We start from the raw sequence: 20,375 nt of genomic DNA on the forward strand, positions 1-20,375 counted from the left end.
TACTGAAAGTAGAAGCGCGATATGCATGAGTTAATCGAGCGTCATTTGCATTCCGCTCAAGCTGCCGAAGCCCAAAGCTTCTCACCGGAGGAGAAAGTTCGCCTAAAGCGGCTCAGAGAGTTGTCAACTGTATCGACCGGCCCGGACCCGGTGCTCGACGCGTTGGTCGATGCCGCATGCCTTGCGGCCGGCGCGCCTATCGGGCTCATCACATTGCTGGACGATGAGCGTCAATGGTTTAAGTCCAAGCGCGGGATCGGGGGGGAGGGCTCCCGCCGGGTGGACGCCTTCTGCGATTATACAATCCGCTCGTCGATGCCTTTCGTCGTGCCGGATGCCGTTCGCGATGCCCGCTTTGCTGATAACCCCTTCGTAACAGGCAGAGACAAGATACGCTTCTATGCCGGGGTGCCGCTGGAGGTCGAGCCTGGGTTACGGCTTGGCTCTCTCTGCGTTCTCGATCGGGTGCCAAGACGGCTGGGAGCGGACGTGCGCGGTTTGTTGGCTGGCCTGGCACAGTGCGCAGTGGAACGTATTCTGCAATCCGAAGACCGGTATCTCTTGTCCCGGATCGACTCCGGGCGGCTTGAACGTGCGAAAGCAGACAAGGCGGAACTGGTGCTGGCGGAGGAGGCGCTTACACAAGGTCATTTCCTGCTCCACTACCAGCCGAAGATCGCGCTCGATACGGGTCGGCGCGCCGGCTTCGAGGCCCTCCTGCGGCTCAAGAAGGCGGATAGTACGATACTTGGTCCCTCAGCATTTGCGGCGGCTCTTGTTGAGCCCGCACTCTCCAAGCGCATTGGCAGTCACGTCCTAAAGAGCGCCATCGCGCAGGCCAAGGAATGGAAGGACGCAGGCTTCGACAATTTCGGACACATCGCTATTAACGTCTCGTCGTCCCAATTTAACACGTTTCCGGACAGTCAGTGTTTTGTCGATGAAATCCTGGAGGCCACACGGTCGGCCGGACTTTCGCCGAAGCACATTCAGATCGAGGTCACGGAGGGGGTCATGCTGTCGGAGCAGGGCGACGAGATCGGCGCACAACTCGAGGCGTTGCGGGCTGCCGGCTACATCGTTGCCTTTGACGATTTTGGTACCGGCTTTGCTTCTCTCGTGCACCTTAAGGGGCTTGCCTATGACCAAATCAAGATTGACGGTTCCTTCGTGCGGGCGATGACGGGCTCGAGCGCTGATCATGCCATCGTGAAAGCTATCATCGACATGGCAAGGGCAATGGGAAAGCACGTCGTCGCCGAAGGTGTGGAAACGGCGGCCGAACGGGATGCGCTGCAAACGTTAGGCTGCCATTATGGCCAGGGTTTCCTGTTCGGTCGACCTGCCGGTGCTTCCGATATAGGTTTCTCTCCCAATTGCTGAAAGGAACAAGGGAGACCTCGCCCGAATATCAGACCGGCGCGGCGTTGCACGCTTATATGGTTTAGCCAAGACCAGCCAAGTATTTTGCTCGCCCAACAAAACTGCGAGACGGGCGCGTGTAACGACGGGTCGAGCGTTCAAATCCCATCAAGGCGGCCGTCTTGAACTGCGTCGTAGGTTCGACTCGCTTCAAGAGCTTAGGCGCCGACCAATACGAACGGCCGCGGTGTTTCGCGGCGCAACCCTGTGAATCCGAGAATAAATCTCGTCGGATTGCCAGCGTTCTTTAAGTTGATCCCAAGCCTTTGCGTTCGTCACATATTACAAGTCCAAAGCTCTATCGCACAGCACATCTCGACGCAGTTCTTGCGCTTCAGTTGTATTTCCGCTTGATAGAGGTTGAGGGGTGGTACGAAGAACGCGTTTCAGAGCCTGGTGGCAATCATCAACGAAAGTAAAGATCACCGGGATAACTAGAAGGCTCAGGAACGTTGACGTCATCAGACCGCCTATAACGACGATGGCCATGGGTTGACGGAAGCTTGAATCCCCGCCAGTCAGGCTAAAAGCGACCGGCAGCATGCCGCATCCCATGGCAATGGTGGTCATGATGATCGGGCGTGCGCGCTTGTGACAGGCATCGACCAGCGCATTGAATCGCGACATGCCGGCGCGCCGCGACATGATGGCGTATTCGACGAGCAGGATCGAATTTTTCGTCACGACGCCCATCAGCATCAACAGGCCGATCACGGCGGGCATCGAGAAGCTAGTTCCGGTCATGACGAGTGGCAGCAGCGCGCCGCCGAGTGACAGCGGCAGGGCCATGAGGATGGTCAGTGGCTGCAGGAAATCATGGAAGAGCAGGACCAGCACGGCATAAATGCAGAAGACTCCAATCGCCATGGCGATCCCGAAGCTCTCGAACAGCTCGGAACTGCGCTGCAATTCGCCTTGTTCGACCAGCCGTACGCCTTGCGGCAGATTGCGCAGAGCCGGCAGTGTCTTTGCTTCGCTGTAGACATCATTCAAAATCCGTCCATTGAGTTCGACCGAAAGTGTGATGTTGCGTGAACGGTCGATGCGGTTGATTTCTGATGGGCTGCCGCCAATGCGGATATCGGCGATCGAGCCGAGGTCGACGGTGCCGTTTGCGCCGCTGACGCGGAGATTGGCGATGTCGTCCAACGTCTTGCATTCAGAACGCGGGTGTCATCACAATCGCCAAGATCGAGGACATGACCGAAGGCGAGTGGGACAAGGTCATGGCCGTCAATACGAAGGGCGTATTTCTCTGCGCCCAGGAAGCGATCGCCCGGATGCGCAAGCATGGGCGCGGCGGCCGCATCATCAACACCGCTTCCGGCCAGGCGCGCGACGGGTTCATCTATACGCCCCACTATGCAGCTTCGAAGATGGGTGTCGTCGGCATTACCCAGAGCCTCGCCAAGGAGGTCGCCACGCAGAAGATCACCGTCAACGCCTTCTGCCCCGGCATCATCGAGACTGACATGTGGGCCTATAACGACCAAGCGTCCGCAGGTTTTCTCCTCTAAGCGCGATCTTATCTGGCTATGCCGCCCCCTTAGGCTTGGTGTCGCGCAGACGTCCGGTTCAAACACCAGGAGTTATGGCAAAAAGGGAGGTGGCGAAGTGGCGGCGAAAGGCAACCGCCCGCTGCGATTTTTTGCACTCCTTCGTTAACCTTCTCGATTTCCGCAATCGTAACCGGGCCTTGTTAGTGTCGGCTAACGAAAGGGTTTGCGGATATGAATTTTCGGGATGCATCGCTGGCGATAAGGAAATTCATCTCGGTGCAGACCGACAATCCGGATCTGCTCAAGGCGCAATATCGGGCGTTCACGCGGCAAATGCCGATGATGTATCTCATCCTGATCTCGAGCACATGGGCATTGGCGATTACTCATAGCGGTGTTGCCCCAGGCTGGCTGACTGCGGGAGTGCCTATAATCTTGACGTTTGGTTGCGCAGTCCGTGTGGCATTCTGGTGGCGCTCGAGAAAAATAGATCCCGCACCAGAAAAAGCCCATGCGGCACTGCTGCGCACGAACCGGCTAGCCGCTTTCATTGCCTTCGCTTTTACCGCGTGGTCATTTGCGCTCGTTCCCTACGGGGATGCCTACCAGCGCTCCCATGTAGCATTCTACATGGCCATCACAGTCATCTCGTGCATATTTTGCCTAATGTATGTGCGCTCGGCAGCATTCATTGTCGCCATAGTCGTGAATGGCGCATTCATCGGTTTTTTTGCGTCGAGTGGGCAACCTACCTTCATTGCGATTGCGATCAATGTTCTTCTCGTGAGTGCGGGCATGATGTCCATCGTGCTTACCAACTTCCGCAACTTCGAACAGATGGTTGTTTCGCAGCAGCGGACTGAAGCCCTGAGCAACGACAATTTCCAGTTGGCGAACCTCGACAGCCTGACTGGGCTCGCCAATCGGAGGGCGTTTTTCGCGCAGCTGGAGAAGGAATTGGCAGCAGCACGGTTCAATGGAACGCGCTTGGCTTTGGGAGTTATGGACCTGGACGGGTTTAAGCCTGTCAACGACCTATATGGTCATTCCGTGGGCGATCGGCTCTTGGTGCAGGTAGCCGAAAGGCTTTCGGGGCTCCTTAAGGCCAGCACCGCCTTCAGATTGGGCGGCGATGAATTCGCGATCATCGCACCTGTTATTCCTGAGAACGACGAGCTGGTTTTTAACGCCAACGCGATCAGCAGGAGCCTGCGTGAGCCCTACAAAATGCCGGAGGGAACGGTTCACATTTCGGCGTCTATGGGAATCGCCGTCTACCCCGATCTAGCCTCGAACCTGGAACAGCTGTTTGATCGCGCCGACTACGCTCTCTATCACGCCAAAAGACGAGAGCGTGGCGGCGCCGTTCTATTTGACGAAGTGCACGAGAGCCAGATCAACGTTGAAGCTCGAATTGAGAACGCGTTACGAGAGGCGAATTTTGATACCGAACTCTCGGTCTTATTCCAGCCTATCGTCAATATAGACCTCGACAGGGCCGTTGGCTTTGAAGCCTTGGCCCGATGGGAGAGCCCTTCGTTAGGTAGAGTATCACCGGGAAGCTTCATACCGATTGCTGAGCGAGCAGGGATAATCAGCTCGCTGACCCAGCCTCTCTTGAAGCGTGCACTTGCAGCCGCATCTACTTGGGACCCGCAATTGCGTCTGGCGTTCAACCTATCTGCGCACGATCTCAATTCAGACGCTGGTGTGCTCTCACTCATTTCAATAATCGACCAGAGCAAGTTTGATCCCCGCCGACTGGATCTCGAGATAACCGAAACTGCCTTCGCACATGATTTTGCTCAGGTGAAGCAATCTGTCGAGAGGCTCCGCCTGCTTGGATGCGGGATATCGCTCGACGATTTCGGCACAGGGTACTCGAGCCTGACGCGACTGCATGCTCTGCCGCTGACGAAAATAAAAATCGACAGGAGCTTCGTGACGGAACTTCACCTCAAGCCTGCAAGTTATAAAATCGTCAAATCGTTGCTCACTCTGAGTCAAGAGATGGGTTTGGATTGTGTAGTCGAGGGTGTGGAAAGCGAGGAGGAACTGACCACGCTGATCGCGCTGGGTGCGACGAACGTTCAAGGATACCTGTTCGCGCCTCCTTTGGACATTGCCGGAGCCAAAGCGTTTGTAGCACCTCCGTCAAGAATCCGGATCTTTGCATGATCGAGTTGGCTTGGCGGCCAAGCGCCTGACATCCGGGGAGCGTTGGCGAATAGTGCCCACCGGCGATGATCAGCGCCGCCTCGGTGGTTGTCGATCATCGCACTGCTAAGCGTCCGAGAGCCGACCTGACCTGCCATTGGCCGGGTGGAAGCAACCGGCAGAAACGCGGAGCTTCCAGATTGCATAGCGTTGGAGCCGGTTGCGGCGATGGTCTCGGCACAGTCCGCCGGTGTTGGCGGTCAGCCTCACGATCGCGCCGTCCTTTTCGTGTGGCCTGCGCATTCTTTCGCTTGGCGAGGAAGTCGCCCGCGCGAACGCGGGTTGCAATCCTGCTGTTGTGCGCAGTTGTCACCGCAGCCTCCACCCTGTTGATCGGCCCGCTGTGCTTCGTCGGCCTAATGGCACTGCATCCGGCGCGAAAAGCCGTGTCGGGAGGGGGGCAAAAGGAATGCTGGCAGCCGCACTTGTCGGCGCGTCGCTGATGGTATCCGCAGACTGGATCGGGCGGGTGGTCGATTTTCCATATGAGATACCTGCCGGGGTCATCGCGTCTTTGGTTGGAACGCCGTATTTCTTCTTTGCTTTTCTTTCGGGCAAAAAACGCTAGGCGGGAGGACCAACCGAACTGCGATGCCACGACCATGATTGCAGGCCGTTCTGGACCGACAGGCGCGGCTGAAATGGGGCGGACCGCAGCCCGCCCCGGCACGCCTAATATTGCGCCACGCCACCGTCGACGTGGATTTCGACACCTGTGATATAGGCGCTATCGTCGGAGGCAAGGAACAGGGCGGTCTTACCCATATCCTCGGGTGTTCCCATGCGTCCGAGCGGAATTGTGCCGGCGATTCCTTCGTAGGCTTCTGCGGGAATAAGCCCCGACCGGCCAGGCGTCAGCGTATGACCGGGGCTGAGGACGTTGATGCGAAATCCGCGCTCCTTCGTGTCGATGATCCAGCCGCGCACGAGATTCCGGATCGCTGCCTTGGTCGATGAGTAAACCGACATGGTCGGAATGCCCTTCGAGGCGGCGATCGAGCCCGTCAGAATGATCGATGCGCCATCGCGCAAGATCGGCAACGCCTTCTGGAACCCGAAGAGCAGGCCGCGAACATTCGTGTTGTAAGTCTTGTCGAAATGCTCCTCCGTGATCTCGCCAAACTTCATGAATTCATAAAAGCCCGCATTGAGGAGCAGAATATCGATCTGCCGGTTTGCCTTCTTGATGACATCATATAGCTTATCCAGGTCAGCCAGCTTCGAGGCATCGGCCTGCACCGCAACCGCTCCATTGCCGATCGCAGCAACCGCGGCGTCGAGTTCGCCCTGGCGGCGACCGGTAATGTAGACCAGCGCGCCTTCAGCAGCGAATTGCTTTGCGATCCCCAGTCCGATACCTGCACTGCCTCCGGTTACCACGGCAACCTTGCCTTCCAATTTCCTGCTCATCGATTTTTTCCTTCGATTGATCTCTCGTTCCCGGCCGTTCGTCGTGTCGGGACGGCGCCCGTTGGGTGCCTGCCACTCAGATAAAATCGGGAGGGCTGACGCTGTAGCCGTGAAAGACGACTAACGACTATTCCATTTTGGAATAGTACATCGCGTGCGAAGTCGCTGTGGGCAGGGTTGGCAGATTGGAGGCACTGTTCTACAGACTGTGATGATCAACCGACCGAAGGCTAGGGCGATACAATAAAGCCTCCCACGACGGGCCGCGGCCATCGTGTATTTTGGCCAAACCTTATCGAGGCGACAATTGTCTCAAGGCTCGGGAAACAGACCGACTGATCCACTTCCCGAGTTCGGTTCAAGTCGCGGGCACGAGAGCGGTAACTTTGTCGATTGCCCGCCTTGCCGCCGGACGGGCATCGATCTCGCTATACCAGCGTGCGATAGCAGGCCACGCATCAAAGTCGATACCGGCGAAATCGCGGCGCCACAGCCACCCGAAATGCGCGATGTCGGCTATGGTGAATTCGTCGCCAGCGGTAAATTTTCTTTCGCGGAGCGTGCCTTCGAGGACCGCAAGGACCCTTTCCGCCTCAGTCTGGAACCGAGCGACCGCCAACGGTATCTGCTCGGTCGCCTGCCGCTTGAAGAACCCGAGTTGTCCGAAGGCTGGACCAATCCCTGTCAGGTGAAAGAACATCTGCTCGAAGACCCGGGCTCGACCAGCACCATCCCTGGGAAGCAGTCGACCGCTTTTTTGTGCAAGATAGACCAGAATCGCACCGGATTCACTGATTGTCAGCGGCTGGCCGTCCGGGCCCTCGCTGTCCACCAGAAGAGGCACTTTGCCGTTCGGATTGATTGCGAGATAGCCCGGCAGTTTCTGCTCACCCTTCCTGACATTGACGGATCGCAATTCGTAAGCCAGCCCGAGCTCCTCAAGAGCGATAGGAACGCGCAGACTGTTGGGTGTGGCAAATGCATAAACTTCTAACATGAGGATTTCCTTCGAACGATTGGCAGGATAGGGCGTCGGCCATGCGCCACATCGCTATCTGCGGATATTCACTTGACGAAGGAAAGTGCGATGAAGACATATGCATCATTCCAAGGAGGAATGATGCATGAACCGGCTGGCTGCCATGGAAGCATTCGTGCGCGTTGTCGATACCGGATCATTCACCGGCGCGGCGCGGCTGCTGCGTATCGGGCAACCCGCGGTCTCCAAGATGATAGCGCAGTTGGAGGATCGTGTAGGAACCAAGCTCCTGCTTCGCACCACACAAGGCCTGACCCCGACGGAGGCCGGCGAGAATTTCTATGATCATGCCAAACGCGCCGTCGAAGAGGCCGACGAGGCCGAAGCAAAGGCGAGGGGTTCGGGCGCCGCCCTCGTGGACGGCTCCGCATCAGCGGGGCCGTCACCTTCGTCAGGCTTCATGTTGTTCCGCTCCTGCCGAAGTTTCTGGCGCAGCATCCCGACCTCGATATCGAGTTGGTTATGGACGACCGCAATGTCGATCTTGTGGAAGCCGGTATCGACATCGCGCTGAGGATGGGTGATCTGCAGGACTCGTCGCTGACTGCCAGGAAGATCGGAGCGAGCCCCCGGGTGGTTGTCGCTTCCCAGAAATATGTCGCGGAGTTCGGAGAGCCCCTGTCTCCGATGGATTTGTCGAATCATCACGCAGTAGTCTATGATTTGCGCAGCGGCGGGACGGCATGGAATTTCAGAAAAGGTTCGTCGCATAGCGCCGTGACAATCAAGGGACGCATTCGTTTGAACGCCGCCGAGGGCGTGCGGGAGGCCGTTTTTGCCGGGATGGGCCTAGCGGTTGCTTCCGAATGGATGTTCGCTCCCGAACTGGCTTCGGGCACGGTTCGGCGGTTATTGACGGATTGGGAACTGCCGCCGGTCGACCTTTGGGCAGCATTTCCGAGCGGGCGTACGGCAAGCAGCAAGGCGAGAGCCTTCGCCAATTTCATCAGACAGGAATTGGCTTCGGACTTCAGTTCCGAGAGTGAAGGCGGAGAAGCAAGCATCTGACTGGCCGAGGCAAATCGCCTCCGCGGTTTATGGTCGTGCTGCGCTTCTCCTGAGCACGAATTCTTCAGCGACGTGCCTTCGCGGCAACCATCACGGCAAAGGTATGATGACGCGATGCCTGTTGGCAGGCGCTGTCTCATCGATGTCCTGCGCCAAATCGTTATGCGGTGAGGCAGCGCTGCACTCAATAAGGTTGATGGTCACCTCGGCCCGATCCATGTCGAGCCGTCGAGTGCTCGGCCGTCTCTATGCACAAGCGATGCTCTCGGCACCCTCAGTGCCATAGGTTCCAACGAGACTTCGAAAATACCATCTTCAGACCAATTGACGACCATTAAAGAGACCGCTAGCTTTATTAAATCAATTTGATTGACTGCATAACAAAAGAGGGAACCAAATCGATGATCAAGAATGAACAAGCACAGCGCAGCATCGCCGCAAGGGCAGGCTGGGCGATCACCACCGCCCTGGCGTCCACCCTGTTGTTCGGCGTCGCCGGCACTTCCGCCGCCGAGGCCATCCTGACGATGCATATCGAGGAACAGACGAGCTGGGTGCAGAACTTCAACCCCTTCGACCTTGCCGGGCGCCGGCAGAGCACGATGGATTTCATTTATGAGCCGCTCGTCATCTTCAATGCCGAAGACGGTGGCAAGCCTGTCTGGCGGCTGGCGACAAGCTTCAAGTTTTCGGACGATCTGAAATCGATCACCTACGAACTGCGTCCCGGCCTCAAGTGGTCGGACGGCGAGCCGCTGACGGCCCTCGACGTCAAATACACGATCGATCTGATGCTGAAGAACGCCGCCCTCGATACGGTCGGTGTCGGCGAAACCGTGGCCTCCGTCGAAGCGCCCTCGGCAACCGAGGTGCGCATCAACCTGAAAGAGGTCAACTCCGAATTCCCGGAATCGCTTGCGGATCTGGCCGTCGTTCCCGAGCACGTCTGGAAGGACGTCTCCGATCCGGTCGCCTTCAAAAACGAAAAGCCGGTCGGATCAGGACCCTTGACCGACGTGCGCCGCTTCACCCCGCAGGTCTACGAACAGTGCCGCAATCCGAACTACTGGGATAGTGCATCGCTCCATGTCGACTGCATCCGGCTGCCGCAGATCTCGGGCAACGACCAGATGCTCGCCATCCTGCCGGAAGGCAACATGGACTGGATCGGATCCTTCATACCGGAGATCGACAAGACATTTGTCGCTCTCGACGCCGACCATAACGGCTATTGGCAGCCGCCTGCCGAAACCGTCGCATTTCAGATGAACTTCAAGAGCTCCAACGAAGGCAACCTCGAGGCCTTCAAGGACGTCAATTTCCGGCATGCGTTCAGCCTGGCCATGGACCGTCATTCGATGGTCGATATTGCCGGCTTCGGATACCCGGTGGTCAACCTACATGCCAGCGGCCTGCCGCCGCGCTTCGAGACCTGGCGCAACCAGGCCGCCGAAGGCGACAAGGACGCCTTCATGGGCTTCGACACGGAGAAAGCCAACAAGATCCTCGATGACGCCGGCTACAAGAAGGGTGACGACGGCTTCCGTTCCACGCCTGATGGCAAGCCGATCGCCTTTCCTGTCATCGTTCCGAACGGCTGGACCGACTGGATCGATGCGGTCCAGATCGCGGTCGAAGGATTGCGCGCGATCGGGATCAACGCTTCCGTTGCCACGCCCGAATACGAGCAGTGGCGCAAGCAGATCCTCGATGGAAGCTTCGAGGTCGTGATGAACTCACGTGCTGACGGAGCGACTCCGTTCCGCGGCTATTATCAGAGTCTCTCCACAGCCTATGCCGGACGGATCACCGGCGCGCCGTCGCGCTATTCGAACCCGAAGCTGGATGCTCTCTTCGGCGCCTATCTCAAGGCAACCACCGATGACGATCACAAGAAGATCTTCAACGACATCCAGCTGCTGGTCGCCGACGAATTCCCGGTCGTGCCTGTCTTCAACGGTCCGACCTGGTACCAGTTTTCCAGCAAGCGCTTTACCGGCTGGGTGACGGACAAGGATCCGGCCATGAATCCGGAGGATCACGACAATAACCGGATGCGCCTGATGCATCTGCTGCGCCTCAAGCCGGTCCAATAAGCCGGTCGAGGGTTCAGGGATATGCGTGTTTCAGGCAGGCGCCTTGGCGTCTATGCGGTCGCTCTCGCGTTCGCCATCTTGATGAACTTCATCCTTCCCCGGCTCATGCCGGGGAGCCCCGTCGATGCGATGGTTGCGCAGCTCGGGCCGCGCGCCACGCCGGCTGCGGTCGCTGCGATCAAGGCACGCTTCGGCGCGGTCGACGCGCCGATGCTCAGCCAGTTTGCCGACTATATCAAAGGGCTGGCGACGCTCGATCTCGGCGTCTCAATCAAATATTACCCGCAGACGGTCGTCCAGGTGCTGGGCCGGGCGACAATCTGGACGCTCTTTCTGGTGGTCACCGCCATCCTGTTTTCGCTCTGCATCGGCGTCGTCCTCGGGGCCGTCGCGGCCTGGAGGCGGGGAGGGCGCTTCGACACGATCGTCTCGCCGTTTTCGGTGGTGATGATTGCGGTGCCGCCGGTGATCATCGCATTGACGACGCTCTTTGTCTTCGGCGTCTCGCTTCGATGGTTTCCGGTGGGCTATGCCTATGATCCAAACCTCGACCCCGGTCTCGATTTCACCTTTGCCGGCAGCGTGCTGGTCCATGCCATCCTGCCGGTGCTGACCTTGTCGCCCTATCTGATCGGTGAATTTCAGACGACGATGCGCTCGTCGATGATTTCGATCCTCGGCGAGGACTACGTCACGATGGGCAGGGCCAAGGGCCTCAGCCACCGGGCGGTCATGTTCGGCTATGGCGCCCGCAACGCCATGCTGCCCGTCCTGACCAACCTTGCCCTCATGCTTGGCGCAGTCTTCGGCGGATCGATCGTCACCGAGATCGTCTTCAATTATCCGGGCCTCGGATTGACCCTCTACACGGCCAGCATCGCGCGCGATTATCCGGTCATTCAGGGACAGCTCCTGCTGATGACGCTTGCCACCCTCGGCGCCAATTTCCTCGTCGATATTCTCTATGGACTGATCGACCCACGACTGCGGGAGGCTGTGTAATGAGCTTCACTTTCGGAACCATCCTTCGTCAGCGAAAGGCCGTCGCTGGGCTGATCATCATTGCCGCGCTCTGGGCGACGGCGCTCTCTGCCCCGCTGATTGCTCCCGGCGAGCCCGGTGCGCGCGTCGGCCGCTCCCATCAGCCGCCGTCGATCGAACATGTCATGGGCACCACGAAAATGGGGCGCGATGTCTACCGGCAGTTTGTCTGGGGAGCGAGGAGCTCGCTTTCGGTCGGTTTTGCCACCGGTATTGCGATCACCATTATCGGAACCGGGATCGGACTCGTGGCGGGATATGCCGGCGGCAAGATCGACGCCGGCCTCGACCTCGCGACCAATGCCGTGCTCGTCGTCCCCAACATGCCGCTGCTGATCCTGCTCGCGTCCTTCGCAGGAACCGTCGGTCCGATGACAATCATGACGATCATCGCGCTGACGTCGTGGCCATGGGGCGCGAGAATGACGCGCTCGCAAACCATGGCGCTCAGGAACCGCGATTTCGTGACGGCCTCGAAGATGATCGGGGAACCTGCCTGGCGGATCATCTTCGTCGAGATCCTGCCCAATCTGGCACCTCTGATCGGCATCAATCTGGTCGGCAGCATCATCTATGCAGTCGTTGCCCAGACGACGCTCGAGTATCTCGGCTTCGGCGACCCCCTGAAGGTCTCCTGGGGCACCATGCTCTACAATGCGCAAAACGCCTCGGCGATCATGGTCGGCGCATGGTGGGACGTCGGCGTCCCGGCTGTCGGCATTGCCCTGACCGGCCTTGGCCTGGCGCTCCTCAACTTCACCTTCGATGAGATCGCAAACCCGCAACTGCGCTCGGGCCCGGCGCTTTCGCGCTGGTTCCGTCTCAATCGTGCCCGCAATCGCGAACTGGAGGCACGCCGATGACCGACACCCTTCTGGAAATCGACAACCTCAATATCGACTACCTCGTCGACAAGGGCGAGTTCCGTGCGGTCAGCGATGTCTCCTTCACCATAGGAAAGGGTGAGATCTTCGGGCTTGCCGGCGAATCCGGGTGCGGCAAGAGCACGATCGCCTATGCCATCACCCGGCTTTCCAAGGCGCCCGCCTGGATTGCGGGTGGCAGTATCAAGCTGGATGGGCAGGACCTGCTGCGCCTGCCCGAACGCGAACTCCAGAAGATCCGCTGGAAGCGGGTCGGCATGGTGTTTCAAAGTGCGATGAACTCGCTCAATCCGCTGATGCGGGTCGAGGCACAGTTTCACGACGTGCTCTTTCGCCATACCGGATGCTCACGCGAGCAGTCACGGGCACGCGGCGAGGAGATGTTCCGCCTTGTCGGCATTCCCGCGCACCGTATCAGCGATTATCCGCACCAGTTTTCGGGCGGCATGCGCCAGCGCATCGTCATCGCCATCTGCCTGGCGCTTCAGCCGGAGCTCATCATCATGGACGAACCGACGACGGCGCTAGACGTCGTCGTCCAGCGCGAGATTCTCGAACAGGTCGTCGACCTGCAGAGGACCCACGGCTTTTCTGTCCTGTTCATCACCCACGACCTGCACCTGATGGCGCAGCTGTGCCAGCGCATCGGCGTCATGCTGAAAGGGCGTCTCGTCGAAGTCGGGGATGTCCGGCAGGTCAGCACGGCACCCAGGCACGACTATACGCGCAAGCTCTGGAACGCCATCCCGCAACTTCCCACCCACGAGCAATCCTCCGGAGTCATGGCATGAGGGCCGAAACGAACCTATCAACAGCGCCTCTGCCTCTGATCCGTCTTGATGGCATTACCCGGCAGTTTGGTCCCGTCCAGGCTCTACGGGGCGTCAACTTCTCGCTCTATCCAGGGCGTGCGCTGGCCCTCGTCGGAGAATCAGGATGTGGGAAAACCACCTGCGCGCGGATCATTGCCCGCCTCGACCGGCCGTCCGGCGGCACGCTGCTCTTCAGGGGGCAGGATTTCACGCTTCGCGGAACGCCGAAGGAAGAACGGCGCTATCGCAAGGACGTGCAGATGGTGTTTCAGGATCCGTTTTCCTCGTTGAACCCTGCCTTCAGCGTCAGCCATCACCTGTCTCGCCCGCTCGAATTGCACGGCCGCTTCGCATCGAAGGCCGAGCTCGACGCTCGCATCGATCAGCTGCTTGAAAGCGTCGGGCTTGACCCGGCGGTCTCGCGCCGGAAATTTCCGCACGAGCTCTCGGGTGGCCAGCGCCAGCGCGTCAACATTGCGCGCGCACTTGCCGTCGATCCCAGCGTTCTCGTCGCCGACGAACCGACATCGATGCTGGATGTCTCCATCCGCAAGGACATTCTCGATCTCCTGGCGCGGGTCAAAGCCGAGAACGAACTCGCCCTTCTCTACATCACCCACGACATTGCCACCGCGGCTCATGTCGCAGAAGAGATCGTCGTGATGTTTGCCGGCCAGATGGTCGAGTGGGGCGATACAAACGCCGTGCTCGGAGACCCGCGCCATCCCTATACGCGACTGCTGCTGTCGGCCGTTCCGGTTGGAGGCAGGCCGTTTATAACGGGCGGAAGCGCGCGCTTCCTGGAGCAGGCGGAAAAGGTGCGCAACGTCAGCCGGCCGGCATCGACTGTCATCGAACAGGTCGGCGCAAACCACTTCGCCGCCGTACCCGGCAACGCAGATCAGTAAGGTCAAACAGCATGGATTACCTCGTCAACCTTTCGACCTTGCCGGTCGACAACAAGTCATCAGCCGCCATGGCGCAGGCTGAGGTCACGATCAGGCGTGCCCTGCCGCCTGAACTGAAACTGATCACCGGCTGGATCGAGACGCATTTCGGAAAGGGATGGGCGAGCGAAGCGACGGTCGCTATGAGCCGCCAGCCGCCGACCTGTTTCATCGCAACCCGTGGCCAGACGCTGATCGGATTTGCCTGCCACGAGGCGACGGCTCGCGGCTTTTTCGGCCCGACCGGCGTCGATGAAGACGCCCGCGGCCTCGGCGTCGGACGGGCGCTCCTGTTTGCCAGCCTCAATGATCTCAAATCGATGGGCTACGCCTATGCGATCATCGGCGATGTCGGCCCGTCTGCCTTCTACGAGAAGGCCGTGGGCGCAACCGCAATCCCGAATTCCGAGCCCGGCATTTATGCCGGCATGCTCAAGACCGAAAACTGAACCTGAAGGAATGACCATGTCCGCACCCAAACGCTCCACCCTGCGGCTGGAGACCATGTGGAATCCGCCATCCGGCGACACCGAGTTCTCCTACGTGCTTCGCCTGCGGCACATTGGAGGTGAGCCGCTCGAACATTTCGCCCTCTGTGTGAGCGGACCGGGCCGTGTCGATCCGGCCGGCCGTGTCGAGGGCGCGGTTGTTTCCAAACGCCTGTCGAACTTCACCGAGTTCCGCCCCCCTGAAGGCTTCGTTCTGGAGCCCGGCGATACCTGGTCGATCTCGGTCTTTGCGCTGAGCTGGCAGTTCCAGCACTGGACCGACGGTGCGACCAATGCCTATCTCGCGCTCGACGACGGACGGATCATCGCGCTGGAATGCGAGCCGACGCGCTCGTCTGCCAGCAACGCGACGCTCAAGCGCGGCGCGGAGAAATTTCCGGTGCCTGCCCAGCCGCCGGTATCCGTGTCGATCATTCCCTGGCCAAGCAAAGTCTCGGTCGGCGCGCGCGCGCCGCTGCCTGCCGGCTTCGCATTGGAACCGTCCGATGCCATCAGCACAGAAGCCGCGGCGGGCTTTGCCGCGCTTGTCGAACAGCTCTTTGCCGTGGAAGGCATGGTCAGGCCGGCTGCCGAAGGCGGCATGCCGGTTTCTCTCAAGGCCGCAGAGATTGACGGCGCAGAGAGCTATCGCCTGCGTTTCACGGGCGAGACCGTTGTCATCGAAGCCAGCGGCCGGAACGGATTTCTCTACGGTCTGATCACGCTCGGCCAGATCTGGCGCGGGGCACGGCTGCACCCTCAGGCATTCCATTTCCCCGGCTCCGGCGAGATAATCGACGCGCCGGAAATGGCCTGGCGCGGACTGCATCTCGATGTCGCCCGGCAGTTTTACAGCGCGGCGGAAATCAAGAAACTGCTTGCCGTCCTGGCGTGGAACAAGCTCAACCATTTCCACTGGCATCTTTCCGATGACGAGGCGTGGCGCGTCGAAATCGACGCTTACCCGGCACTGACCGAGCTCGGCGCCTGGCGGGGGCATGGCCTCGCGATCCCGCCGCTGCTCGGATCGAGTGCAGCTCGAACGGGCGGCTACTATACGAAAGCGGCCGTTCGGGAGATCGTCTCGCTGGCATCGTCCTTCGGGATTTCCGTCGTTCCCGAGATCGATATGCCTGGCCATTGCTATGCTATGCAGCTTGCCATTCCGGAACTGCGCGACCCCGAGGAGAAGGGCAGCTACTATTCGGTTCAGGGCTTTCCGGACAACTGCCTCAATCCGGCAAGGCAAGAGACCTACGAGGTCGTGGAGGCCATTCTCCTCGAACTCATCGAACTCTTCCCTTCGAAGATCATCCATATCGGCGCCGACGAGATACCGCTCGGCGCGTGGTCCGGTTCACCTCAGGCTTTGGAGCGGTTGCGCGCGGTCGCCGGCAATGACGTCGCCGAAAAGCATGCCAAACGTCTGAACGTCATCACCAACACGCATGGCGCCGATGACATTTCCGGATCCGGAACGGCTGTCCTTCAGGCCGAGTTCCTCGAGCGCGTGCAACGTTTCCTGGCGTCCCAGGGATGCACGACCGGCGGCTGGGAAGAAGCTGCGCATGGAGACGTGATCGACAAGTCGAAAAGCTATCTCTGCAGCTGGCGAAACGTCGAAGTGGCAGCCGACCTCGCCGCGCGCGGCTACGAGCTCGTGGTATGCCCGGGTCAGGTCTACTACCTCGACATGGCACTGCGCACCGACTGGGATGAGCCGGGGGCTAACTGGGCCGGAACCTCGGATGCCGAGAAGCTCTACAACTTCGACCCGGTCGAGGGATGGACCGGCGCCCAGAGGAAGATGCTACGCGGAATCCAGGCGTGCATCTGGTCCGAGCCGATGACCGACAGGGCGGTTTTTGACCGCCTTGTCTTCCCAAGGATTTCGGCCCTTGCCGAAACGGGCTGGACCAAACCGGCAGCAAAGTCGTGGGAACGCTTCAGGGCGCTCGCTGGCCTTATGCCGCTTCTCTACGGCATCCACGAGGCATAAGAGGTCCGTCAGCCAAGCGGCTTCTGCAACACGTCGAAGCGCGGGTTTGTTTCGGAAAAGATCGGGAGGGCAGCGGCACCGAGAATGGCCGTGTCCTTGCCGGTCGTGCCGATGGTGACGCGCGGCACCACCCTGACTTCGTCCGGATCGATCGGCACGGGGAGGGGCTCCAGGCAATCGGCGAGCCGCTGCATCATCGAGGTCGAGATGCTGCCGCCGAGAACGATGGTCTGCGGATCGAAAGCGAGCTCGAGAAAATCGATCGTCTGGCGCAGCGGCTCCACTGCCTGCGCCAGCCACTCTTCCAGCCCGCGGCCGCCGGCCTTGACGCGTTCGTCGAGTTCCTCGGTCGAGAGCTCGCCTGCATTGTCGATCCCCATAAATTCGTAGGCAACCGACGGAGAGACATAGCGGTCGAGACAGCCCCGTTTGCCGCAAGGGCAGGGCCTGCCGTTACGCTCGACGACGATATGGCCGATTTCGCCGGCATTGTAGCGGCTTCCCTTGTAGAGGTGGCCGTCGAGGAACATTCCGGCGCCGAGACCGCCATCGCGAGCAAGATAGAGATAGACGAAGCTGTTGAGCCCTCGCGCGACACCGTGAAGCCGCTCGCCGATGGCTGCTGCCGCCGCATCGTTTTCGATAAGAACCGGCAGGCCGAGGCGGCTCTCGAGCTCGCGGCCGACGGGAAAGCGTTGCCATCCGGGAAGGTTCTGCGGGCTGAGAGTGGTTATCCCGCCGTCAGCATAGCGGCCGGGAAGCGCCATGCCGATGCCCAGCAGTCGGCGGCGATCGAACGCATACTGGCGCTCCAGCTCGCCGACGACCTCTTCGAGTACGGGGATGGCCCTCTGGGGCTCCGCATGATCGATGTTACGCTCCACGCGTGCACAGATTACCCCCGAAAGATCGGTCAGGATCCCGCTTGCGCGCTGGCTTCCGAGCTCAAGCCCGATCGAATAGGCGCCTTGCGGATTGATCGAATAGGGAATGATCGGCTGACCCCGCGCCGTCTTCTGCGCTTCGCCGGCTATCAGGAGGTGCGAACGCTCGAGTTCCTCGACGATGTTGGAGACCGTTTGGGTGGTCAGCGCCGTCATCCGGGCAATCGCTGCACGCGACAGCGGCCCGGTGCTGCGGATCGCCTCGATCACGACACGGCGGTTGTGAAATTTGGCTTGCTCGAGGTTGGTGCCGGATATTGTTTTCATGGGTCTTTTCGTCGAAAATTCGCTCCTATCCATTCCCATGAGAATGGCGCCAAGGAAAGCGCTTTCTGTGGCCGCCGGTCAGCCGTCTGGTCAAACAGAGGATGATCGAGCCGCACACGACCGCTGAGAACCGGACCGTTCGCCCAAGCCCGCAGGATACGCAGGTCTCCGATCGCCGATAGCGATCCAATTTCGGCCGTCTGCCGCAACGGGGACGCTCCGGTCTTGCCGCCTCGGCCGTCTGCGGCAGAAGCCACATGCCGGCAAAAGCCATTGCCGGCATTCGCAAGCTCCGTGCGGATAGGAGCGATTTCGAAACTTAGTTCGCCGCGGCTTTGACCGCAGCGTTTGCCTGATCAGCAAACTCGCCAAGCGCAGCCTTTGGTCCCTGATAGTTGATCCCTTGGACAACGCTCACAGTTGTATGCTCAACCTCGATGCATTGCGCGATGAAGGCACCGTGGCCCTCAAGACCGCCTCGCACGACCACGAGCTGCCCAGGAAACGCCTGCACGTCCGATGTGAGCCTCGCCTGCTTCGCCAAATTTTCGATTGTACTTGCGCATGCTTCGATGCTCAGCTTCGACTTCGGCGTGCGCTCCACATGATATGTCAGACTGAAATCGCTGCCTTGAGCCAAAACCGGAACGGCAAAACCAACCACGCTCGCTGCGATGAGGAGCAGGGCAGAATAATTCATTGAAACGTCTCCGTTGATAAGGCGGTATGCGGGCAAGGAAGTGGTGCTTTGGCGACGAAAGGGAAGAGCTGCATATGCGTTCAAAGTCGATCGCCAGACAAATGGGGCGCATGTCGAATGGCTTCTCAGAGCGTCAGCTGCAGCTGATCCGTCCGGAGGTTATCTCTCCTTTCAAGCGAGGATAGCGTCACTCCCAGCAATCGCACGCCTTTCGGCAGCGGAAAGATGGACTTCAATAGCGAGGCGACGGCCTCGTCGATTTCGCCGGCAGACAGGAAAGACCGCTCGACTGTCCTTGCGCGCGTGATCTGCGTGAAGTCAGCATATTTCACCTTCAGCGTCACGGTTTTTGCCCTGATCGAGTTGGTCTCGCAATAGCGCCAGACCTTGGCGATGAGCGGCCGCACGCCCTCGAGCGCCGGGTCATAGCTGTGAATGTCCTGCGCGAAAGTATCCTCGGCGCCGACCGATTTGCGGATCCTGTCCGGCTTGACGCGGCGCTCATCGATGCCGCGGGCAATGCCGTAAAAGTATGGACCAGCTTTCCCGAAATGATCGGTCAGGAACTGCAGCGACTGCGCCTTGAGGTCGGCGCCGGTCTGGATTCCGAGGCGGTGCATCTTCTCGGCGGTCGCCGGCCCGACGCCGTGGAATTTCTTCACGGCCAGCCCTTCGACAAAGGCAGGGCCGTTCTTCGGCGTGATGACGGCCTGCCCGTTCGGCTTGTTGAGGTCGGAGGCCATTTTGGCGAGAAACTTGTTGTAGGAGATTCCGGCTGAAGCATTCAGCCCGGTAACGGCCTTGATCCTTGCGCGGATCTCCAGCGCGATCTCGGTCGCGATCGGCATATCCTTGAGGTTTTCGGTCACATCGAGATAGGCCTCGTCGAGCGACAGAGGCTCGATCAGCGGCGTGTATTCGGCAAAGATCTCGCGGATCTGCTGCGAGACGGCGCGATAGACCTCGAAGCGGGGCGTCACAAAAATCAGGTCAGGGCATTTGCGAGCGGCCGTGACCGAAGGCATCGCCGAGTGGACACCGAATTTTCGTGCTTCATAGCTAGCAGCCGCAACCACGCCTCGGGCGGCTGCACCACCGACGGCGAGCGGCTTGCCACGCAGTTCCGGATTATCGCGCTGTTCCACTGACGCGTAAAACGCATCCATGTCGACATGGATGATCTTTCTAATCGTCGAAGCTGCCGTCACATCCATTGGTGCGGCCTCAGGTGAAGTTCGAAGTGTGCCGGTTCATGTCTATTTCATCTATCTAAATGAATAGAACAAAGTAAGAACTTTTTTAGCTGGAGTCAAATAGCTGTGGCGATCCGTTGCCTCGGCTAGCGCCCTGCCAGCCCATCCTGTGTTCATTTTTTCTGAAGACACCTCCCGGAGTGCGGGACGGCCGGACTGCCGCGACTGCTGCCGAGCATCCCTGCAGGCCAGGACGAGCGGGGCACCTGACCTGCGATGGACAACCTGCGCTGATCGCGCAGGCGGCGATTGAGCGACAGCCGGGGGCAAGAGGATCGAGCTGCGACCGAGTACGCTTTGTTTTCTCCTTTGCCATCTCAATTTTTTGGCTGGACGGCAGCTCCGATAT

General features: G+C 59.6%; 18 protein-coding genes and 2 pseudogenes. 14 read left to right on the forward strand and 6 right to left on the reverse strand.

Features of this window, described 5'->3' with window-relative positions:
* Positions 1–21: 21 nt before the first annotated feature.
* On the forward strand, positions 22–1,383 hold the full coding sequence (locus tag ACQZ5H_RS30350; protein ID WP_449099972.1) for a sensor domain-containing phosphodiesterase: 1,362 nt from the start codon (positions 22–24) through the stop codon (positions 1,381–1,383).
* 321 nt (positions 1,384–1,704) lie between these two features.
* Here ACQZ5H_RS30350 and ACQZ5H_RS30355 read toward each other — a convergent pair whose 3' ends face one another.
* The gene (locus ACQZ5H_RS30355) at positions 1,705–2,562 is read right to left on the reverse strand and encodes an efflux RND transporter permease subunit (RefSeq protein ID WP_449099997.1); all 858 of its coding nucleotides are present in this window, start codon (positions 2,560–2,562) and stop codon (positions 1,705–1,707) included.
* Here ACQZ5H_RS30355 and ACQZ5H_RS30360 point away from each other — a divergent pair.
* The 4 genes and pseudogenes from ACQZ5H_RS30360 to ACQZ5H_RS30375 form a co-directional block, all read left to right on the forward strand.
* A pseudogene (locus ACQZ5H_RS30360) lies at positions 2,500–2,918 on the forward strand (SDR family NAD(P)-dependent oxidoreductase); the annotation flags it as partial. The gene ACQZ5H_RS30355 and the pseudogene ACQZ5H_RS30360 overlap by 63 nt on opposite strands.
* Before the next feature lie 234 nt (positions 2,919–3,152).
* Positions 3,153–5,099: a putative bifunctional diguanylate cyclase/phosphodiesterase gene (locus ACQZ5H_RS30365; RefSeq protein ID WP_449099973.1), complete on the forward strand. Its 1,947-nt coding sequence runs from the start codon at positions 3,153–3,155 to the stop codon at positions 5,097–5,099.
* A gap of 65 nt (positions 5,100–5,164) precedes the next feature.
* Complete coding sequence (locus tag ACQZ5H_RS30370) at positions 5,165–5,581, forward strand: iron chelate uptake ABC transporter family permease subunit (protein ID WP_449099974.1); 417 nt, start codon at positions 5,165–5,167, stop codon at positions 5,579–5,581.
* Positions 5,482–5,706, forward strand: coding sequence for an iron chelate uptake ABC transporter family permease subunit (locus ACQZ5H_RS30375; RefSeq protein WP_449099975.1), 225 nt, complete (start codon positions 5,482–5,484; stop codon positions 5,704–5,706). The genes ACQZ5H_RS30370 and ACQZ5H_RS30375 overlap by 100 nt, the downstream gene beginning before the upstream one ends.
* Before the next feature lie 104 nt (positions 5,707–5,810).
* Here ACQZ5H_RS30375 and ACQZ5H_RS30380 read toward each other — a convergent pair whose 3' ends face one another.
* Positions 5,811–6,548, reverse strand: a complete 738-nt coding sequence (locus ACQZ5H_RS30380; protein WP_449099976.1) for an SDR family oxidoreductase — start codon at positions 6,546–6,548, stop codon at positions 5,811–5,813.
* 358 nt (positions 6,549–6,906) lie between these two features.
* A complete protein-coding gene (locus tag ACQZ5H_RS30385) occupies positions 6,907–7,545 on the reverse strand; it encodes a glutathione S-transferase family protein (protein ID WP_449099977.1) in 639 nt (212 codons plus the stop codon).
* 145 nt (positions 7,546–7,690) lie between these two features.
* Here ACQZ5H_RS30385 and ACQZ5H_RS30390 point away from each other — a divergent pair.
* From ACQZ5H_RS30390 to ACQZ5H_RS30430, 9 genes and pseudogenes are all read left to right on the forward strand, one after another.
* Positions 7,691–7,801: pseudogene (locus ACQZ5H_RS30390) on the forward strand (helix-turn-helix domain-containing protein); the annotation flags it as partial.
* Positions 7,802–7,956: 155 nt separating this feature from the next.
* On the forward strand, positions 7,957–8,595 hold the full coding sequence (locus tag ACQZ5H_RS30395) for a substrate binding domain-containing protein (RefSeq protein WP_449099998.1): 639 nt from the start codon (positions 7,957–7,959) through the stop codon (positions 8,593–8,595).
* A 401-nt stretch (positions 8,596–8,996) separates the two neighbouring features.
* On the forward strand, positions 8,997–10,691 hold the full coding sequence (locus ACQZ5H_RS30400; RefSeq protein WP_130279824.1) for an ABC transporter substrate-binding protein: 1,695 nt from the start codon (positions 8,997–8,999) through the stop codon (positions 10,689–10,691).
* 21 nt (positions 10,692–10,712) lie between these two features.
* Positions 10,713–11,693: an ABC transporter permease gene (locus ACQZ5H_RS30405; RefSeq protein WP_449099978.1), complete on the forward strand. Its 981-nt coding sequence runs from the start codon at positions 10,713–10,715 to the stop codon at positions 11,691–11,693.
* The gene (locus ACQZ5H_RS30410) at positions 11,693–12,595 is read left to right on the forward strand and encodes an ABC transporter permease (RefSeq protein WP_449099979.1); all 903 of its coding nucleotides are present in this window, start codon (positions 11,693–11,695) and stop codon (positions 12,593–12,595) included. Before ACQZ5H_RS30405 ends, ACQZ5H_RS30410 begins: the two co-directional genes overlap by 1 nt.
* Positions 12,592–13,407 (forward strand): ABC transporter ATP-binding protein, encoded by an 816-nt coding sequence (locus tag ACQZ5H_RS30415; RefSeq protein WP_130279829.1) that lies wholly within the window; start codon positions 12,592–12,594, stop codon positions 13,405–13,407. The genes ACQZ5H_RS30410 and ACQZ5H_RS30415 overlap by 4 nt, the downstream gene beginning before the upstream one ends.
* Positions 13,404–14,336 (forward strand): ATP-binding cassette domain-containing protein, encoded by a 933-nt coding sequence (locus tag ACQZ5H_RS30420; RefSeq protein WP_130279831.1) that lies wholly within the window; start codon positions 13,404–13,406, stop codon positions 14,334–14,336. Before ACQZ5H_RS30415 ends, ACQZ5H_RS30420 begins: the two co-directional genes overlap by 4 nt.
* Before the next feature lie 11 nt (positions 14,337–14,347).
* Positions 14,348–14,824, forward strand: coding sequence for a GNAT family N-acetyltransferase (locus ACQZ5H_RS30425; RefSeq protein ID WP_130279833.1), 477 nt, complete (start codon positions 14,348–14,350; stop codon positions 14,822–14,824).
* A 10-nt stretch (positions 14,825–14,834) separates the two neighbouring features.
* Entirely contained in the window at positions 14,835–16,862 is a 2,028-nt protein-coding gene (locus ACQZ5H_RS30430) for a beta-N-acetylhexosaminidase (protein WP_449099980.1), read from the forward strand.
* Positions 16,863–16,870: 8 nt separating this feature from the next.
* On the opposite strand, the gene ACQZ5H_RS30435 is transcribed toward ACQZ5H_RS30430, so the two are convergent.
* From ACQZ5H_RS30435 to dinB, 3 genes are all read right to left on the reverse strand, one after another.
* Positions 16,871–18,073, reverse strand: coding sequence for an ROK family transcriptional regulator (locus ACQZ5H_RS30435; protein ID WP_148194775.1), 1,203 nt, complete (start codon positions 18,071–18,073; stop codon positions 16,871–16,873).
* A gap of 319 nt (positions 18,074–18,392) precedes the next feature.
* Positions 18,393–18,773: a DUF6180 family protein gene (locus tag ACQZ5H_RS30440; protein ID WP_130279839.1), complete on the reverse strand. Its 381-nt coding sequence runs from the start codon at positions 18,771–18,773 to the stop codon at positions 18,393–18,395.
* Between the two features lie 125 nt (positions 18,774–18,898).
* Entirely contained in the window at positions 18,899–19,987 is a 1,089-nt protein-coding gene (gene dinB / locus ACQZ5H_RS30445) for a DNA polymerase IV (RefSeq protein WP_130279841.1), read from the reverse strand.
* Positions 19,988–20,375 lie beyond the last annotated feature (388 nt).

Source organism: Rhizobium sp. 21-4511-3d, from assembly GCF_053522545.1.

Excerpts from the sequence above, each read along its gene's own strand:
- ACQZ5H_RS30425 (WP_130279833.1), top strand. The coding sequence starts at position 14,348 with ATGGATTACCTCGTCAACCTTTCGACCTTGCCGGTCGACAACAAGTCA.
- ACQZ5H_RS30365 (WP_449099973.1), top strand. The coding sequence starts at position 3,153 with ATGAATTTTCGGGATGCATCGCTGGCGATAAGGAAATTCATCTCGGTG.
- dinB (WP_130279841.1), bottom strand. The coding sequence starts at position 19,987 with ATGGATGTGACGGCAGCTTCGACGATTAGAAAGATCATCCATGTCGAC.
- ACQZ5H_RS30400 (WP_130279824.1), top strand. The coding sequence starts at position 8,997 with ATGATCAAGAATGAACAAGCACAGCGCAGCATCGCCGCAAGGGCAGGC.
- ACQZ5H_RS30370 (WP_449099974.1), top strand. The coding sequence starts at position 5,165 with ATGATCAGCGCCGCCTCGGTGGTTGTCGATCATCGCACTGCTAAGCGT.
- ACQZ5H_RS30385 (WP_449099977.1), bottom strand. The coding sequence starts at position 7,545 with ATGTTAGAAGTTTATGCATTTGCCACACCCAACAGTCTGCGCGTTCCT.
- ACQZ5H_RS30415 (WP_130279829.1), top strand. The coding sequence starts at position 12,592 with ATGACCGACACCCTTCTGGAAATCGACAACCTCAATATCGACTACCTC.
- ACQZ5H_RS30435 (WP_148194775.1), bottom strand. The coding sequence starts at position 18,073 with ATGAAAACAATATCCGGCACCAACCTCGAGCAAGCCAAATTTCACAAC.
- ACQZ5H_RS30420 (WP_130279831.1), top strand. The coding sequence starts at position 13,404 with ATGAGGGCCGAAACGAACCTATCAACAGCGCCTCTGCCTCTGATCCGT.
- ACQZ5H_RS30350 (WP_449099972.1), top strand. The coding sequence starts at position 22 with ATGCATGAGTTAATCGAGCGTCATTTGCATTCCGCTCAAGCTGCCGAA.
- ACQZ5H_RS30440 (WP_130279839.1), bottom strand. The coding sequence starts at position 18,773 with ATGAATTATTCTGCCCTGCTCCTCATCGCAGCGAGCGTGGTTGGTTTT.
- ACQZ5H_RS30410 (WP_449099979.1), top strand. The coding sequence starts at position 11,693 with ATGAGCTTCACTTTCGGAACCATCCTTCGTCAGCGAAAGGCCGTCGCT.
- ACQZ5H_RS30380 (WP_449099976.1), bottom strand. The coding sequence starts at position 6,548 with ATGAGCAGGAAATTGGAAGGCAAGGTTGCCGTGGTAACCGGAGGCAGT.
- ACQZ5H_RS30405 (WP_449099978.1), top strand. The coding sequence starts at position 10,713 with ATGCGTGTTTCAGGCAGGCGCCTTGGCGTCTATGCGGTCGCTCTCGCG.
- ACQZ5H_RS30430 (WP_449099980.1), top strand. The coding sequence starts at position 14,835 with ATGACCATGTCCGCACCCAAACGCTCCACCCTGCGGCTGGAGACCATG.